At 45.4% G+C, this 18,912-nt stretch carries 12 protein-coding genes; 9 read left to right on the top strand and 3 right to left on the bottom strand.

Annotated elements, in window-relative coordinates:
• Positions 1–338 precede the first annotated feature (338 nt).
• Positions 339–1,199, bottom strand: coding sequence for an RteC domain-containing protein (locus tag AB3G73_RS16670; protein WP_004303821.1), 861 nt, complete (start codon positions 1,197–1,199; stop codon positions 339–341).
• Between the two features lie 105 nt (positions 1,200–1,304).
• Positions 1,305–2,162: a helix-turn-helix transcriptional regulator gene (locus AB3G73_RS16665; protein ID WP_005681366.1), complete on the bottom strand. Its 858-nt coding sequence runs from the start codon at positions 2,160–2,162 to the stop codon at positions 1,305–1,307.
• Positions 2,163–2,717: 555 nt separating this feature from the next.
• On the opposite strand from AB3G73_RS16665, the gene AB3G73_RS16660 reads away from it, so the two are divergent.
• Both AB3G73_RS16660 and AB3G73_RS16655 read left to right on the top strand, forming a co-directional pair.
• On the top strand, positions 2,718–4,166 hold the full coding sequence (locus AB3G73_RS16660; protein WP_367745248.1) for a hypothetical protein: 1,449 nt from the start codon (positions 2,718–2,720) through the stop codon (positions 4,164–4,166).
• A 30-nt stretch (positions 4,167–4,196) separates the two neighbouring features.
• Positions 4,197–4,967 (top strand): hypothetical protein, encoded by a 771-nt coding sequence (locus AB3G73_RS16655; RefSeq protein ID WP_320978185.1) that lies wholly within the window; start codon positions 4,197–4,199, stop codon positions 4,965–4,967.
• Between the two features lie 134 nt (positions 4,968–5,101).
• Here the strand turns inward: AB3G73_RS16655 and AB3G73_RS16650 are convergent, their stop codons facing one another.
• On the bottom strand, positions 5,102–6,961 hold the full coding sequence (locus AB3G73_RS16650) for a BACON domain-containing protein (RefSeq protein ID WP_367745247.1): 1,860 nt from the start codon (positions 6,959–6,961) through the stop codon (positions 5,102–5,104).
• A gap of 308 nt (positions 6,962–7,269) precedes the next feature.
• On the opposite strand from AB3G73_RS16650, the gene AB3G73_RS16645 reads away from it, so the two are divergent.
• The 7 genes from AB3G73_RS16645 to AB3G73_RS16615 all read left to right on the top strand — a co-directional run bounded on the left by AB3G73_RS16645 (position 7,270) and on the right by AB3G73_RS16615 (position 18,900).
• A complete protein-coding gene (locus AB3G73_RS16645; protein ID WP_367745439.1) occupies positions 7,270–8,796 on the top strand; it encodes a sulfatase-like hydrolase/transferase in 1,527 nt (508 codons plus the stop codon).
• A gap of 113 nt (positions 8,797–8,909) precedes the next feature.
• Positions 8,910–10,568: a hypothetical protein gene (locus tag AB3G73_RS16640; protein ID WP_148367794.1), complete on the top strand. Its 1,659-nt coding sequence runs from the start codon at positions 8,910–8,912 to the stop codon at positions 10,566–10,568.
• 21 nt (positions 10,569–10,589) lie between these two features.
• Positions 10,590–10,994 (top strand): hypothetical protein, encoded by a 405-nt coding sequence (locus AB3G73_RS16635; RefSeq protein WP_148367793.1) that lies wholly within the window; start codon positions 10,590–10,592, stop codon positions 10,992–10,994.
• 21 nt (positions 10,995–11,015) lie between these two features.
• The gene (locus AB3G73_RS16630; protein ID WP_148367792.1) at positions 11,016–12,647 is read left to right on the top strand and encodes a DUF1735 domain-containing protein; all 1,632 of its coding nucleotides are present in this window, start codon (positions 11,016–11,018) and stop codon (positions 12,645–12,647) included.
• A gap of 33 nt (positions 12,648–12,680) precedes the next feature.
• Positions 12,681–13,667, top strand: a complete 987-nt coding sequence (locus AB3G73_RS16625) for a glycoside hydrolase family 43 protein (RefSeq protein WP_195648723.1) — start codon at positions 12,681–12,683, stop codon at positions 13,665–13,667.
• 140 nt (positions 13,668–13,807) lie between these two features.
• Positions 13,808–16,993, top strand: a complete 3,186-nt coding sequence (locus AB3G73_RS16620; RefSeq protein WP_148367790.1) for a TonB-dependent receptor — start codon at positions 13,808–13,810, stop codon at positions 16,991–16,993.
• A 20-nt stretch (positions 16,994–17,013) separates the two neighbouring features.
• A complete protein-coding gene (locus tag AB3G73_RS16615) occupies positions 17,014–18,900 on the top strand; it encodes a RagB/SusD family nutrient uptake outer membrane protein (protein WP_148367789.1) in 1,887 nt (628 codons plus the stop codon).
• Positions 18,901–18,912 lie beyond the last annotated feature (12 nt).

Raw genomic sequence — 18,912 nt, 5'->3', positions numbered from 1 at the left:
TCGGTACGACTTTTTTTTGATAATTTGCAGTGAACTGATTCTCAACGGTTCATGCGGTGAAGAAGGCAGTGTTTTTTACCGAAATCCGCGGCCCGTACTCGGTATTTTTATGGGCAGAAATGCGATAGAATACTGTGATTCAACGCTTAACGGTGTTCTAATCCGGACGGGGCTACAACGGAACACCCGTATCGGCTCCTTATACGGGTGCAAATACGGGCGTTCGGGAAAGTTCCTTTCGAGAGTTACGGGGGAAAACCGACCTCGGTTCTTTTGTTATATACAACGCTGATTATCAGTGTTTCTATAAGGAATAGAGTGCTTTACCGGTTCATATTCTACTCGGAATTGCCGTTTTTCTTGTTTCGCTTCCACGTCTGCATACGTTTAAGCAGGGCCTCTTTCGCCTTGTCAAGCCACGGTGTCGGGTTGTTTCGGATTTTCATATCGCAGAATGTCCTCGAAAGGTTCATGTCGAGGTGTACGTTGAAAGCGTTGGAAATGTAGCTGGCAAGTTGCGTGAGTGGCACATTGCCGAAACAGCCTTTACTGTCGAGCAGGTAAATAAGTTCCGTCAGATCCGTCTTCGAGTCCTGCCATGTCGGACGCACGTCAGACAATGGCAGAACCATGTTCCGGAGGTTCGTGCTCTCCAGTGATTCCAATTCGCCCATAAGATAAACCGACAACATATCGTTGGCCAGGATTTTCGCCACCTTGAAATCCGCGTTTGTCGAAAACTGCGGGTCGAGTTCATAGTAGAAGGTTTCCAGGTATTGCTCCGTGTCGGTCTGCCCGCGCAGGAAATAGAGGCTGTCCAGGTGTGTAGCGCCGCTGCGGAAATAGCGGATAAAGTCAAGGCGTTTCTGCGTGTACGCGTTGATGGCCCGAACATGGGCGTCCAGGTACTCCCGTTGTGCCTCGATACTTCCTACCGGACGGTTCATCTCGATATTGTAGAGCTTGCGGTAATAGATCAGACGGCAAAAAAGACGGGGTTTGATTTCTTTGAAGAACTTTATTTCCTCGTCATCGTTTTGAAAACGGTAGCCGATGATATATTGTTTCAAACGGTCGAACGCTTCTCCCAGGACACGTGACGCTTCAAGCGACTTTTTCAACACGTCGGTATCCCGCGATTCGATACGTTCGATACTCCGCAGGACTTCGCTGTTTAATTTTTCTATAAATGCAATCATAATCCGTCTTGTTACTTTCGCGTATAAAGTTAGCGAATCGAAAAACCGGCGGATTACGATTTTTATCTTTCTCTTCGTTTTTTTATCACGAGGCCGATTTTAATGTCAGATCCGGCCTTCCTGGCGGATGGAAGTGGGATTGCTCCCCATATTCCGCTTGCAAAAGTCCGTAAAGTGGGATTGGGCGGAGAAACCGCACATGTAGGCTATTTCCTGCAACGTGTAGTGTGTCGTCCGCAGCAACTCCCCGATACGTTCGATACGGCGCTGACGTAACCACGAGGAGGCCGAGCAGCCGAAAACCCGCTGGAAACGCCGGCGGAAGGTAATCGTGCTGGAATACCCGCAAACCCCGGCGAGTTCCGTGACGTTATCCGAGGCAAGATAATTCGATTTGACACGGGAGATGAACTCGTAATCGTCCCCCAGGTGCAACAGCTCCTCGAACTCCCCGACATCGGCGGGAGTGAGATGTTCATAAGAGGCGTCGAGCATTTTCAGCATGACAGCAGCGTTACATTCAACGGGCATACCCAATGTCTTACGGGCTTCACGCAGGTAATTCTTAAACCGCAGCCGCAGCGTGTCGTGATGCGGGTAGGAACACTGGAACAGAATGGTGCAGACCGTCCGCAGTTCATCGACACAACAGTAGCCGAAATACCACGTTACAAGACGCTCGACGTAATGGACGGCATGAAACTCCTCCGAAAGCATCAGAAGAAGCAGGAACGGGGTGAAATCCTGGTATTCCCCCGTTATGGGACGGGGTGCTTCGTCAAGCAAGGAGGCAATGTCCCGCATCAGAAGAGAATCTCCCGAGTACGCTTTTATTTGTTCGGAACTGCGGGCATAATCCCGGTAACGCGATATGACCGCCGACAAAGCATTGAACTTCACGGCGTGAACGCCTTCTATAAAGGAAGGGCGAAGACTGTTGTAAATGGATAAGTCGGTTTGCATAAGTCATTTCTATAAAACGGAGCCGCATCCCCTTGTTGCCAAAGCTCCGCAAGTCGTTACTTATGAACCGCTTGGAACACGGTACGAATCCTAATTACAAATATATCGCATCCGACAATCCGGAACAAATATCAGCAGGCAAAAATGAAAATAAACCTCGTTATTTTTGATTTTTACCTGCAATAATATTATATTTGCAAACAAATAAGAGTTGTTTGACAGCATGAGAAATATAGTGTATCAAAGCACTTTACCAATTTCTTATCCGTTGCCTATTCTCATGCGAGTTTCTTTTAATCTATTTGTAGTCAATTAAATACCTTCAGACTACATCAAATATAGCAAAAAACAGTAAAATACCTCCCAAAGATTCCCATTATTTTGTACCCTTTTCCCCATCAAATAGATAGTTGAACGATTCTTATAAGGTTTCGACGGAAAATTATAAGTGCGAAAAGGAATCTGCAATTCTTTGGTGCATATTAGAAAATAGATTGGAAAGGAAGTGTCTATTTTTACCATCGTAGAATTTGTTGAATTGAAAAACATATTATTATGAAAAAAAGCATTCTTTTTAATCGGACACTGCATCTGGTGTCTTATGTATTACTGTCTCTTACGTCCTGCCTGTTTGTATCCTGCGACAAGGACGATGACTGGGATAAGAACTTGGGAAATAACCTGCTGGAGGGAATTTGGACACGCGAAAGCACATCACAGAAGTTTGTAGCGACCTTCAATGCCGATCACACTTCGTACATCTGTACCTATAATATAGAGACGGAGGCACTCGAACATGTGGATTTGCAGGGCAAATATCGTGTGGTGGATAAATCGGTATTGATTTATCAGAGCGGAGACAAGCACCGGTTCAAACTAAGTGAGGACGGCAATACGGTAGAGATTACTTACGGATATGATACGGGCAGTCCGGAAACGGAGAAAACATATACCTATCAGCGGTTTGTTGAAGTGCAGGAACCGGAGCCGGAACCCGAAGAAAAGGAACTTGAGCTTGCAGACGTGAATGCTGCAAAAGCCGCTCTGGGTAGTTTGAAAGCCGGTGCTTCGGTAACGGTGGGAATGAGTAACTGGGAAGAGGTGGTGGTAACGAAAGTCAGCCTGCGTAAGCAGCTTACTATCGAAGATACTCCGATGACCAACAGTAGTCTGGCAAGTGGAAATCTGACTTTCACCGTTCCGGAGAATATGCCGGTAGGCTCTTATTCTTTGATAGTGGCTTACACGATGAATGGCAAAGCGAAAGAGGTGATGTTTGATGCGGTGACTTGCACGGTGAAAGAAGAAGTGACGCCTCCCGAACCCGGAGCCAAAGTGCTGGTGTTCAAAAATCAAATGATGGGAAGTGCACAGAATCGTGATTTCGGCTGTCTGTTGACAGTGACCGATGCCGGCCAGTTGGATATACAGACTGCCTGCTACATGAACGACGATCCTACATTAAATGCCGACGAGAACAAGAAACGCCGTTCGGAAATAGATTTGATTGCAAACACTTATTCCGGTCCTGCTTTTGCTTTGGGTAATTTCGATAAGATTGCTCATAATCTTAGGAACTTCAGATGTAACGGGACGAATCTTTTCACAACGTCCAAAGATGATGCCAAGGATAAAGAGACTGCTGTCACGATGTTCCCGGGATATGCCGATATTCAGACTAAATTCCTCGTGCTTCAGGAAAGTATCGAAAAGGAGAAGAACATTATAGATTTAGTCAGAAACGATCAGTTGGCGGAAATTTCGGAAACGGCGACTCCGGCTTTGTTCGATGGAACTTCGAAGATAGACCGTATCACTGTGCAGAGCATCAAGCCTGGTGAGTCTGTGGGAAGAGACCGGTTCGATCTGAATGGCGTAGTTGTTTTCAAGAGTTCGAAGAACGGTAAGATCGGTATTATGCTGATTCGTCAGATCAATGAACTGGATGGCTCCAATGATGCTGCTGATGCTACCATTGTTTTCGACCTTTATTATCAGAAATAAGTGTTTTATCCAAATTAAATAAAATATCGAATGATGAAGAAAGTATGTTTATTGGTAATCATGGTTGCTGTTGCTCTGATGGGGCATGCACAATCCTTGAGGAATAATTTGTTGAAAGGGTATAAACCCGGGGATCAGTTGGAAAAGGGAGTTTATACGAGCGATCAGGATACACCGCGTTTCAATGCCTGGTATGGTGCGTTCAATGCGAAAGCGGTGGAAGTGGAAGAGGGACCTGTTATCGGTGAGCCGCTTTCTTATAAAGGTTACAATGAGGGCGGACCGTCGATTAATCTGGCGGGCGAAGGGCAGTTGAACCGGGTGAGTGTTTATCCGTTGACGAAGAGCAATAAGGAGTATGCCCGTGGTGCGTATTATCTGGCTTTTCTGGTCAATTTCGAGAAACTGGGTTCCACTAAGTTTTATGATTTTGCAGGCTTGGATATTAATCCGCTTAGCAGGGCCGTGCGCGGCAAAGTGTTTGTGGCCGGTGAAGGGAAAGACAAGATTAAATTCGGTGTGGCGGTACGTACGGATTGTACCGAGGGTACTGAAACTTACGATTATAATCAGACGCATTTATTGGTACTGAAAGTGGATTATGACAAGAAGCAGGCTGTTTTGTATGTCAATCCGGATTTGAGTCAGGGCGAACCGGCAAATGGGCTGGTTGCAAATGCCGAAGGAGATGAACTGAAAAACGGGCTGAAGTCAATCTATTACAGGTATCGCAAGAACTATAAAGGAAACATCGGTAACTTCCGTTTTGCAACGACTTGGGATGCGGTAATCGGTAAATAGACATCTCACAGGTTGAAACTCCTCTAAAGAAAATCCCCTTATTTCTCCCTTTTAATTGATAAGACAGGGTTGAAATAAGGGGATTGTTGTATGTAATTGACAGATAATGCGTCAACTTCTTTTGTGCAACTTCTTTAATGATAAAGTCTTCCCGTCCGCTTGCGTAATTCCAGTTGTGCTTCGAAAAGAGAGGCAGGTGATACGGTGGCATTGGCCCTTACCCACACACCGTCCGGACGAACCGGATTCTTAAAGTCTCCTGCATGTTTGGTTCCTTTAGTTCCTATACTATAATTCTTCGCCGATACCCAGGGATTCTGAACACATACTTCTTTGGCGGTGCAGTTCCAGAGTACCTGATTGGCTCCGGCCCAGCCGTGTCCTGTTCCCCAGTTACTGCGATCCTGTATATTGATCGGACCGTCGCTGTTGATGTTGTCATAGAGCGTGCCTACATTCCAACGCTGGTGAGGGCCTGTGTCCCCATGTGCATTCCGTATATTGACCCTGACAAATGCGTTAGGACCGACTCCCTTGCTGCCCGTAACACAGTCATGGCGTCCCTCGGTGGCTTCACAGTCTATCACTAAGCACTGCTGTGCCTGATTCATATTGTAAGAATAGCGTCTTCCACCGGTAATGATGGATTTTGCATCCAGGCATTTGCAGTCTTTCACTGTTACATACCGGGTTCCGGAGTTCAAACTAACCAGTCCGTTGCCGAAATACCTGGAAGTGATATTACGCACCCAGCTCTGCTCCATCTTATTGAATTCTATGGCAACCCATCCGTGGTCTTCATCGGTATCAGACGTATATTCGCTTTCTATCAGCATATTCTCAACTCCGCACCGGTTGATTCTTCCTTTGAAGCTCGATTTGAATACGGCACCTTTATTATATGGGGTTTCCATAGCCATCATGATGGGATTGTCGAAGTGCAGCGCATCGTCTATAATATGAGTGATGGTGCGTTCGTAACTTAGGTTGTAGCTTTCGGGAGTCCATTGCACAATAGGGTCTCCGGTGGTTCTTTCCGGAATCTGGTTCATTTTCAGATCACTGATCCACTGGGCGGTTCCGGGACGATAGATGGTCACTTCATCTCCTACCTGAAAAGAGGACGGATTTAACACCCTCACCCAGAACTGTCCTACCGGAACGTAATCATCCTTTATATTGAATAGAGAAGGACTACTGGGAGAAGAAGAACCCGTACCCTCGAATTTAATGAGAGTTCTTTGTCCTTTTCCTGCGGCAATCAATACGGTTCCCGTTTTAGAATCTTCTCCTTCACCACGAAGTACGATTCCCGATGATTGGATGTTCAACGTTCCTGAAATGCTGTAACGTCCTTTTTTCAGAAGGATGGCTCCTTTGAAACCATTGGTTGCAGAAGTGATTTGAGCTACCTTGTCGATCGCATTCTGGATTAACCGGGTGGCATCTGCCCCGTTTGCGGGCGCTTCGATGGTTTCTACCACTTTTACATCGGGAATCTCCTGCTCGCTACCCATATAGCCGATATTACTGAAATCAGGCAGAATATTCCCCTGTTCATCGGTTAATGAAGAAAGAGGCAGATCTGAATCCACTTGCGGATAAGTGGGGGTGGTGGAGGATGAGGCTGCCCTTTGATAGATTTCCACTCTTTTTTCTGTGGAGCCGGAAGAGATGATTAACCGGGTCAGGCGTTCTTTCCCGGTTTGATTGGCGTCTGTGGATACGGACAGGACAGAGGGTGCATTTTCTTTCATCTTGTAATGACACCATTCTCCCCCTTTGGCCACTGTGACGGTCCATTCCCCTGAAGATTCTATCTGCAGTTCCTGCGTCTCTCCCGTACCGTTAAAGTAGAGCACATCCGCATTGACTTGAATGGATGCGGTTCCTTCATCGGAACAGGCCTGTAAGTTTCCCGCTAAAAAGAGTAATAGCCCCAAGAGTTTTACTTTTATACTTTGTAGTGGCAAAGTATGAATGAGTTTTTTCATGATAGTGTGTTTTTTGAGTAAATAGTATGATGATAATTCTTCTTTTCCGGACGGTGATTCGTAGGAGTTTTTGATAGAAACAAAGGTAGATAATCTTATAGAGACTGTTTTTTGATATTGAACCAAATAGTTGCAATAATATCCCAAAGAAGAACTGACACCCTCTTTTGGGTATTTTCATGAGGTAAAAGATGTATTTTTCGGGGGAATAAGTATAGGATGGACATGACTCCCCATTATTAAACATTTGTTCTATATAAATAGATAAGCGGTGGCTAAATTTGCATCGTTATTAACTGCATAATATGATGAAAAAATTAATCTATCTTGTTCCTACATTGTCTTTGGTAGGTTGTACCTCGCAGCAAGTAGAAGAGAAACCGAATGTGATTGTGATTCTTGCTGATGATCTGGGATTTGGCGATGTCAGCGCTTATGGATCGACTACCATTCATACCCCGAATATCGACAGTCTGGCTCATGGAGGAGTCTGCTTCACGAATGGATATGCCACTTCGGCGACCTCCACTCCCAGTCGTTATGCCTTGATGACCGGAATGTATCCGTGGAAAAATAAGGATGCAAAAATCCTGCCCGGCGATGCTCCTCTTATCATCAATGAGCATCAGTTCACTCTGCCGAAGATGATGCAGCAATGTGGTTATGTGACCGGAGCTATCGGAAAATGGCATTTGGGTATGGGCGACGGGAATGTCAACTGGAATGAAACCGTCAAACCGGGTGCCAGGGAAATCGGTTTCGATTACTCTTGCCTGATTGCGGCAACCAATGACCGTGTGCCGACCGTTTACGTGGAAAACGGCGATGTCGTGGGACTCGATCCGGCTGATCCCATCGAAGTGAGTTACGAGAAGAATTTTGAAGGAGAACCGACTGCCATCTCTCACCCGGAGATGTTGAAGATGCAGTGGGCACACGGACACAATAACTCCATAGTAAACGGAATACCCCGTATCGGTTATATGAAAGGCGGCCAGAAAGCCCGTTGGAAAGACGAGGACATGGCCGACTATTTTGTAGATAAGGTGAAGAATTTTGTAACCGAACACAAGGATGCTCCCTTCTTCTTGTACTACGGCTTGCACGAACCTCATGTACCCCGCGCTCCTCACCAGCGTTTTGTGGGCAAAACAACCATGGGGCCTCGTGGTGACGCTATCGTTGAGGCGGACTGGTGTGTCGGTGAATTGCTTGCTCACCTGGAGAAAGAAGGATTGTTGGAAAACACACTGATTATCTTCTCCAGCGATAACGGTCCTGTGTTGAATGACGGCTACAAAGACGGTGCTCCGGAGTTGGCAGGCAATCATCTTCCTGCAGGAGGACTTCGCGGAGGCAAGTACAGTCTGTTTGATGGCGGTACGCATATCCCTTTGTTTGTTTATTGGAAAGGAAAGATTCAGCCGGTTGTATCCGATGCGCTGGTTTGCCAGGTGGATATCCTTGCTTCTTTGGGTTCAATGGTACATGCCGATTTGCCGGAAGGGCTGGATAGCCGGAATTACCTCGATGCTTTCTTCGGAAAAGCTTCAACTGCCCGCAAAGATGTAGTATTGGAAGCGCAGGGACGTATGGCTTACCGTTCGGGCGACTGGATCATGATGCCTCCTTATAAAGGTTCCGAACGCAACCTGACCGGAAATGAATTAGGCAACCTGGGCGAATACGGATTGTTCAATGTAAAAGCCGACCGGACTCAACATCAGAACGAGGTGGCCCAACACCCCGAACTTCTGGATTCTCTGAAACAAAATTTCTTTGCCGAAGTGGATGGTTATTATCGCAGTGAAGTAGAAGAAGAACCATTAAAATAAGGTCAAATGTTTATTCTGAACATAAATCCCGTTGATAAAACAATCGTTCTATTCTACCGGGATTTATTTCTCTACCTTTGTTCTGTTCGATGTCGGACAATTAACCTTGAAGTATGTATATGAAAATGAAAGCTTTTTTAATGTTTGTATTGCTGTTCTTATGTTCAATGGGAACAAAGGCGCAGGATTTGGGGGCGAACTATAATGAAAATATAGACTACCCGATTACGGAAATAGAGATGCTGAAGCAGTCGAAAGTGAATTGGGTGAGAGGGTTTGTCAATGTCCCCGCTCTGTTTCTTCAAAATGAAAACGGGAAAATTGTAGGCGTGAAAGAAGAAGCCATTAAGACACATATTCCCACACTGAAATTTATCCAGGCCAAGAAAGCGTTGGGCGACCGCGTGAAGTTCATATTAAGCCTGAAAATACCTTTTGAATTATATACCGATACGGTTCCCAAAGTAGGGACGAAGGAGATGGAGTACATATTCCGGGCAACGGAAGTGTTATTGCAAACTTATCAGATGGCGCAGAACATTGACATTTTGGTTATGGGTAACGAACCGGAGTGGGAAAATGCATTGGATACCGATCTTTGTCATGCCGACGGTGATGATTACCGGGCATTCCTGAATGAGTTTGCCAATCGGCTGACTACTTGGAAGCAGGCGAATGGCTGGACATTTGACATTTATGCAGGGGCATTGAACCGTGTGTCCGAGTTGCCGAAGAGCGAAACGGTTCCTGCGGTAGTCTCTGTGGTTAATAATAATCCTAATGTGGTGGGACTCGACCTGCATGTTCACGCATTGAATATCAATCAGGCGGAAGATGATTTCCGGATCATCCGCAATAAGTACGGTGTAACCAAAAAACTGATTTGCACGGAATTCTCTATGGTGCGTGCTTTGAATCCTCATGTGGCCGATGCGTTGGGAGAATGGGGAACCAAGAATGGTTATACAGCCGGAATGAAAATCTACGAATATCTTAATCTGATAGCTGAAAAGGCGAATGCCGGTACACCGGTTAGTGCTGCCGAGTTCAAGAGTCTTTTTGAGAGTTACTCCTGGTATCCGAAGAATTGGTATAAGACTTTTTATGAGGTATTCAAGAAATATGATACGTATGCCATTACCGGGCGTTTTAGCGTTGTTCCCGGTGGGGCGAGAGCTGTTTACGATGCGAATACTGAAATGTGGGAGCTTGGAGGAATTTATTTTTCCCGTTATTTAGGACTGGATGCAAACGGGTTCTACAATCCCAATCCATTATTATATCCTGATTTCATCGCTGCTCAAAATGGGCTGGCAATTTCCAGTCTTGTCGAAGGACAACAGGAGTTATTTATTAGTTGGGGTAACGGAGCTGATAAGACGGGAGTGTTGTCGGTGACAGACAAGGACGGGACCGAGGTAGTGCGTCAGCCGCTTGATTCGGAAAGCGATTATACGCTGGTTAAAAATCTTGTTCCCGGCACAACATACCATGTAGCGTTGCTGAAGTCGGATGACAGTGTGTTGTGGGAAGATGATGTCAAAACTAAGCTTGTGACGGGAGAGTTCCCTCTGTTGAAATATCAGCAAGTGGATGGATATGCGTTGGTGCAACTGTTGAATTTGCCGGCTGATGTCGCTTCTTACAAGCTAAAGGTGGATGGACAGGAAATCGATATAGTGAATAAGAACCTGAACGGGCAAGTGCTTACGGCCGAAGTGACTTATAAGGATGGATCGGTAGAAACATTGTCGGCAACTATTAGAAAGTAATGATCTTAAATTTATTCGCTTATGAAAGTAATATATGTATTATTGGCATACCTGTTGGTTTTCGCCTCTTGCGCAAAAACGGATTATGCTGAAAACGGCGTTGATAGAAAGGATATAACGGGATATACCGAAATAGGATTTTATAGTTTGGATGGAGTTTGTATTTTTGCAGAGCAGGAACAAGTTCAGACTGCAATCAATTCCAAGCGCCTGACCTATCGTTTACAGAATTCGGATCAAAGCCAATACATTCATGTGAAGTTTACCGGGAAACCTGCAACTATCGGTCAGAAAATAAAGGCAGCGTTCTCATTCCGGGGAGTTTCTTTCCTCAAAGAAGAGATGGAGATGGAGGTCGTTCGGATAGATGGTGGAAAAGTGTGGTTGTCAGGTGACAATGTTGGTATGGTAATCCCTGTTTTTTAATCATTAAAAAAGAATTGAATTATGAAAAGATATATTCCTATTGTAGCGTCGCTGATGGCGTTTTCATTGGTTTCCTGTGGTGAAGTCATGGATTTGACGCAGCCGGAAAAGGCGGAAGTTACTTATTCCGGTATCACTTTGTCACTTAATCAGACTGGCAAGTATGACCTATATCTGGATGAACCTGAATATGAATATACCATTATGGTAGAGAAGAGCCATTGCGAAAAGGAAGCGAGAGCGGAATTTGCAGTAGTCGATGCTCATTCGTTTGGCGAGGAATACACGCTATTGCCTGCGGCTAACTATGACCTGGATGCCAACAGTCTCGACTTTAAAGGTGACGATGTGTTGCATACTGTCGGTCTGCGTTTCCACGATCTTACTACACTGGACAACACCAAAAAATACGTGCTTGGTCTGAAACTGAAGTCTGACGATCTTGCCGTCAACGAAGAAAAGAGTACCATGACTTTCTATCTGCAACAAAAACAAGGTGGTATCGGTAATCCGTACATCATCACTGCGGCCAAAGACTTGGCCAAGCTTGGTGAATATCTCAAAGACGGACAGACTACTTACGTACGTCTGGGTGCGGACATCGACCTGCAAGGAACGGACTGGACTCCGGTGGAAGCCACTGCTGTCAGACCTGTGGATTTCGACGGCTGCGGACACGTTATCAATAATCTGAAAATTACATCTTCTTCATCCGGTTATCAAGGCTTCTTCGGTATGTTGACAGGACGGTGTGCCAATGTGACCTTTACGAACGCGCAAGTTACCGCTGATAAGAAACTTGCGGGTATTGTTGCTGGTCAGGCGGGTAATGTTTCCGGTGCGGGTATAGTAGAGAATGTTCGGGTGTCAGGTACTATCAGTCTGACTTCGGGTAATGCCGCATGGGACGACGGTCAGGCGGGTGGTATTTGCGGACGACTTCATGGAGCAGACAGTAAGATTTATCAATGTGGTTCGGAAACGAAGATTACTGCTTTGTGGTCGGCAGGTGGTATCTGCGGTGAAGTGCGTGAGGGAGCTGCTATAGAACAGTGCTATCATATAGGTGATATCACTACCCAGTCATGCGTCGGTGGTATTGCCAGCCGGTTGCTTGGAAGCAAAATTTCCCACTGCTATTCACACGGAGTGATGAAAGCGGTTCCCATGGTGGTGGCCAATCCGGGTGGTGGTATAGCAGGATGGGTGCAACCTATGTCCGGTGCTTCTACAACCTCTACCATATCCTACTGCTGGAGCGACTGCGATGTATCTGCACAAAACCAGGTGGGAGGTATTATGGGTAATGCCAACAATACTACCGGGAGCGGTATTACTGTTCATCACTGCGTGGCATGGAATACGTATTTATTCTCTCAAGCTGCGCCCAAATCGGGTAAGGTATGCGGACGGTACAGCGAGAACGTCGCTTATTCCTGTTACGCTAATCCTGCTATGGAATGTGTGTTCCCCAATAATCCCATGTTGCCTGACCAAGCCAGCGTAAACGTGGACGCTGTCATTACGGTAGACCGTTACAATGGTCTGACTACCATCAATAACTTGATGGAAGCTGTCCGTACTCTTGACTGGGATAACTCTATATGGAACCTTGACGGTGAACAACCCCGTTTGGCATGGGAACTGGATTAATAAGAAGTGATATAATAATTAAGATATAAACTGATGAATACATTCAATAAAATCCTCTTACGAATGACACTTGCTTTGGGAGCGACATTCATATCTGTCTCCCAACTGCAGGCTGATGATTGGAAAGAAATATCTTTTGCCGACCCCACTATCTTTGTGGAAAATGGAAAGTACTACCTCACCGGTACGCGCAACCAGGAACCGTTGGGCTTTTCCATCCTCGAATCGACCGATTTGGAGCATTGGACGGTTCCCGACGGCAGTTCCCAGCAACTGATTCTTCGGAAAGGTGACCGTACGTACGGTGAAAAAGGCTTCTGGGCACCTCAATATTTTAAGGAGAAAGGAACCTATTATTTCACTTATACCGCCAATGAGCAAACGGTGATTGCTTCTTCAAAATCGGTATTCGGTCCTTTCCGTCAGAAAGAAGTCAGACCGATAGACGCTTCCGCCAAAAATATCGACTCATTCCTGTTTAAGGATGATGATGGGAAATACTACCTGTATCATGTTCGTTTTAATAAAGGAAATTACCTTTGGGTAGCCGAGTTTGACATGAAGAAGGGAGGCATCAAACCGGAAACGTTGAAACAATGTATGGACTGCACGGAGCCTTGGGAAAAGACTCCGAATTACAAGTCCGCACCAGTAATGGAAGGACCGACGGTTATGAAATGGGACGGAGTGTATTACCTGTTCTATTCTGCTAATCATTTTATGAATATTGACTACTCGGTGGGCTATGCTACTGCTTCTTCCCCTTTTGGTCCGTGGAAGAAACATCCGAACAGTCCGATCATACATCGTAGTCTCGTAGGAGAAAACGGATCGGGACATGGAGATGTGTTTAAGGGGTTGGATGGAAAATACTATTATGTCTATCATGTCCATCGTTCGGACTCCACGGTGCAACCTCGTAAAACGCGTATTGTTCCGCTTATGCTGGAGAAAGGAAATGACGGCGTATATAGCATCACCGTAGACAAAGATCACGTCATAAAGCCAATGTGGAAATGATTTGTTCAGAAATGTAGTAGAGAAATCTATTTTGCACATTTGTACGGGTTTTAAGGAGATTCTTCCCTTTCATTTGAAGATTTTCCCGCTTAATTTGTGCTATGAGATAAAGAATTTGTTAACAGTTAAAAATAATGTTTATGAAAAGGAACAGACTTTATTTTTCTTTCTTCTGTCTTTGTTGCTTTTTGCTTTGTACATTGAGCGTACATGCACAACAAATCTATTGGAAGGGACAAGTGAAGGATGCAGTATCCGGTGAGCCGATGATAGGTGTCAGCGTTCGCGTGAAAGGTACAGGCAGCGGTACGATTACTGATTTTGACGGTAATTTTTCCGTGAAAGCATCGAAAGGAGACATACTTGTCATTTCTTATGTGGGCTATAAAACTCTGGAACTGGATTTAAAGAATAAGACGACGCTGGGAGTCATTTCTTTGGGAGAAGATGCGGAAACGTTGGAGGAAGTGGTAGTGGTAGGATATGGTGTTCAGAAAAAGGTATCTAGCGTTGGTTCCATTGCTACGGCAAAGGGAGACGACTTGTTAAAGGTAGGTAGCGTGAACTCTGTGTCCGAAGCCTTGCAAGGTCAGATGCCCGGTGTGGTTGCCATCAACTCCACTTCGAAGCCGGGAGCCGATCAGGCCTCTTTGTTGATTCGCGGTAAGTCCACTTGGGGAGAAGCTGCGCCGCTTGTACTGGTGGACGGCATCGAGCGTGATTTCAACGATGTCGATGTGAATGAAATAGAATCCATCTCTGTATTGAAAGATGCTTCGGCCACTGCGGTTTACGGTGTGAAAGGTGCAAACGGCGTTATCCTGCTTACCACCAAGCGGGGACTGGAACAGAAACCGGAGATTTCGTTCACTGCCAACTTTGGCTTCAAGCAACCGTCTGCCGCTCCCGAATGGGCGGATTATGTGACTTCCATGAAACAGTATAACAGAGCCCAGGCGAATGATGCCAACTGGGGGGCACTGGTTCCCGAATCTACCATTGCTGCATGGGAAAATGCGTATGCTACCGGAAATTATGGCCCTTACAATGATGCTTTCCCGCAAGTGGACTGGTGGAAAGAAATGGTAAAGAATGTAGGTTACGAGCAGAACTACAACCTGAATGTACGAGGTGGTACAAAGAAAATGAGTTATTTCGTTTCTTTGGGTTATTTGCATGACGGTGATATCTTTAATACGACCAAACAGGAGGAATTTGATCCTTCCTTCTCCTATCGCCGCTATAACTGGCGTAGTAATTTCGACTTCAATATAACGAATACTACCAAACTGTCATTTAATGTAGCCGGTAAGATGGGATATCAGAATCAACCTTCTTATTATGAGAATGTCGATTCTCCGGATGAACGCTTTTTCGGAACGTTCTTCACGGCTCCGAGTAATGAGTTTCCGATTAAATACAGCAATGGAATATGGGGAGACGGGTTAAGTTCCGATCAGAACATTGTCTGTCTGATGACAGAAGGGGGGAGTCGTAACATTAAGCAACATCAAGGTTTCTATGATGTGATCCTGAATCAGAAACTGGACTTTGTCACTAAAGGATTATCATTGAAAGCATCCTTGTCTTATACCACTTCTTCATCATGGAGTACCCAGATTATGCCGGGTAAGATTCTGGGTAAAGATGATTTGGTTGCTCAACGTACGCATATTCGTATCAATCGTGTGTATGATTATGCCAATCCTATTTACAATCCCGATGGAACCATTACTTATAATTATACGGAGAAACGCTATCCGGATGAAAACGCCCCTGGAGATTTACCTGTCGGCGGTGCTTATGACGGATTCAAGGCTTACGGACGTAAGTTGTATTATGAAGTGGCATTGAATTACAACCGTCAGTTTGGCGACCATGATGTAAGTGCCTTGTTTGTGTTCAACCGTAAGATGAACGAGTCGACTAGTGATAATGTGGCCGTCATGAACTTCCCGGCTTACGAAGAAGATTGGGTGGGTCGTGTGACTTACAACTTCAAAGAACGTTACCTGGCCGAGTTTAACGGTGCTTATACCGGCTCGGAAAAATTTGCTCCGGGACATCGCTTCGGTTTCTTCCCGTCCGCTTCTATCGGTTGGCGTATCAGTGAAGAGCCTTGGGTGAAGAAATGGACCAAAGGAATACTGACCAACCTGAAAGTGCGTTATTCGTATGGTGTGGTGGGTAATGATAAAGGGGCTACCCGTTTCAACTATATTCAGAAATTCGAGCAACTCTCCGATAACGCACAGTTCGGTAAATACCAGACCAGTAATTGGGGACCTTTATATAAAGAAGGCAAACTGGCCGATCCGGATGCCACCTGGGAAGAATCCGTTAAACAGAATATCGGTATTGAGATAGGTTTGTGGGGCAAATTGAACTTTACGTTGGACTTGTTCGATGAAAAGCGAAATAATATTCTGATGACTCGTAATACAATTCCGTCTTGGGCGGACAGTGGTATTGCTTTCCCGCAGGTGAATCTGGGTAAAACTAAAAATCATGGTTTCGAACTAGATGTTACTTGGAACGATCGTATCGGAAAGTTTAATTATTATGCAAAGTTTAATTTTGCAACTAGCGAGAACCGTGTCGTCTTTATTGACGACCCGAAGAATCAGAGTGAATATCTGAAGAAAGCCGGGAAATCAATCGGATACGTCAACAAGTACCTGGCAACAGGTAACTTCCAGTCGTTGGATGACATTTATAACTCGGCGCAGTCTACCATTGCCAACGGTGCACACAACACACTGATTCCCGGTGACTTGTATTACATTGATTACAACGGAGACGGTATGATCGATGCTAAAGATATGGTTCCGATGAAAGACCTGAACTATCCGGTAACTACCCTCGGATTTACGCTGGGAGGTTCTTACAAAGGATTTGGATTCAATATGTTGTGGTACAGTGCCATGGATGTTTATAAGGAAGCGATACCGTCTTACTTGTGGGATTTCCCTGCAGGTAACATCAAAGCTCAACCCAATACATTGAACACATGGACAGCCGATGCCCCGATTCAGAGCGGAGCCGTCCGCCCTAGTATTCATGTACAGAGAAATTACAACTCGGTGGGCAGTACTTATACGTATACCAACCATGCTTATCTTCGTCTGAAGAATCTGGAAGTGAATTATGAGATTCCGAAACGCTGGTTACAACCTGTGCATCTGACAAAGCTGCAGATATATATCAACGGTACCAATCTGCTGACATTCTCGAAAGGCGATTCACGTCGTGACCCGGAGCATTCGGGACAGAATGTGTATCCGATGGTGAGACGTTATAATATTGGTTTTAGATTAGGATTATGAGACACTTTAAATTTACTGATATGAGAAGACATAAGTTGAATTGGATATGGATCATTATGCTGGGGTTGTTTTTCGGAAGTTGTGAGGACTACCTGGACCGTTCCCCTGATGACGGACTTTCCGAAGATGATGTTTATAAAGACTATAACAGCTTGTTAGGGTTCATGGACCGCATTTTTCTGAATGGTGATATATTGATCTTCACACATGGCATCAACTCCTATTCAAATACGTATGTAACGGTAGGTAATTTGTCCGATGAATATGCATCTGTCCGTGATGATGACCCGTCGAAGTTTGTCAATGCAGGCAACTGGCTGGAGAATGCGAGTACACGTTTCGAAATAGGAAGTAAAAGTGATGGAGCGAATTTCAAAAGTGCTATTTCGCGTGCCTATACCGGACTTCGTATCGTGAACCGTGTGATTAACGGAGTCGACCAGGTGAAATCGATTACCGAAGACCAGAAAAGAAAATTGCTGGGACAGGCTCACTTCCTGCGTGCTTACTTCTATTTTGAAATCATCAAACGATATGGCGGAATGCCTATCTTTGACCAGCTTTGGGGAGCATCAGACAACTTCGATCTTCCCCGTAAAACTTATCAGGAATCCAATGCATGGATGCAGACTGATCTGGATAAAGCCATTGAATATTTGCCATTAAGTTGGTCGGATGTAGAGCACGGTCGGCCTGACAGAGTAGGTGCTATGGCATTAAAAGCAATGACGCAGCTTTATGCGGCCAGTCCTTTGATGCAGAACGACCTGAATACCATTGAAAACAAAGGATATGGAAAAGAAATGGCTGCCGAGGCTGCCCGCAGTGCGCAGAAGGCTATCAACGCTATCGAAAGCCACGAATATTATCGCCTGATGAATCATGACGAATACCGCAGTATTCAGTTAATGCCTAATTCCAACCAATTCGCACAACCGGAATACTTATGGTTTCTGCGCTGGCATCACGGTAACTGGTCGGCTTTTGTCAGAGCGCAGTGGTTGACACAACCTTATGATAACAAGACCGGTGCCGAAGGTACTCCTTATAATGCTCCGACACAAAATGCGGTAGATATGTACGAACGCATGGGAACTGATGGTAAGTACTATCCGATCACTGATCCGCGTTCCGGTTATGATGCGGTGAAGACTACCGATCCATACTCGGATAGAGATCCTCGTTTCACTAACAATATCCTTGTCCCCGGTGAACAGTGGGGAAAGAACTTGCAGGGTGTTCCTTATTATGTAACCACTTATTCGGGCGGTTATTCCGAGAACTTCATTTCTACCAACCAGTTTACGAGAGGTTCCCAGCAGACCGGATATATGTGTAAGAAGTTTATCTGGCCGGAAGCAAGTGTGCCTTTGTTTGGCGAAGCAGGTTTCCAATTATATCGTCTGGTGGCTGTATACATTCGTGTTTCACAGGTTTACCTCGATATGGCAGAGGCTTCATACGAAGCAACAGGTGATCCGGATGCAATAGTGACAGGTTGTACGATGTCGGCCCGTCAGGCATTGAATAAAATCCGTGTAAGAGCCGGAATCGGTGAACTGCCGGATGGAGTGGACTTTAGAGAAGCTTATCGTCGGGAGCGCGGTGTGGAATTGATGTTCGAAGGACACCGCTGGTACGATATCCGCCGTTGGATGATTGCTGAAGACTTGTTTAAGGGTGAATATCCGATTATGGGCGTTAAAGCTACCCCGATCAACCATTCTTATACCGCCGACCAGTTGAAAGTGGAAAAAGCCTGCACTTATAAGTTGACCGACTTCACCTATGAGTATGTTCCGGTAAAGACAGCCGTGCGGACGTTTAACAAGCGTAATTATTGGTATCCGTTGCCGATGGATGAAGTGGCGGCTTTGGATAATCTTCAACAGAACCCCGGATGGTGATACCTAAAATAA

Source organism: Bacteroides sp. L008 (assembly GCF_040812255.1).
Lineage (GTDB): Bacteria > Bacteroidota > Bacteroidia > Bacteroidales > Bacteroidaceae > Bacteroides > Bacteroides vicugnae.
This window is presented reverse-complemented; position numbering and strand designations above follow the sequence as displayed.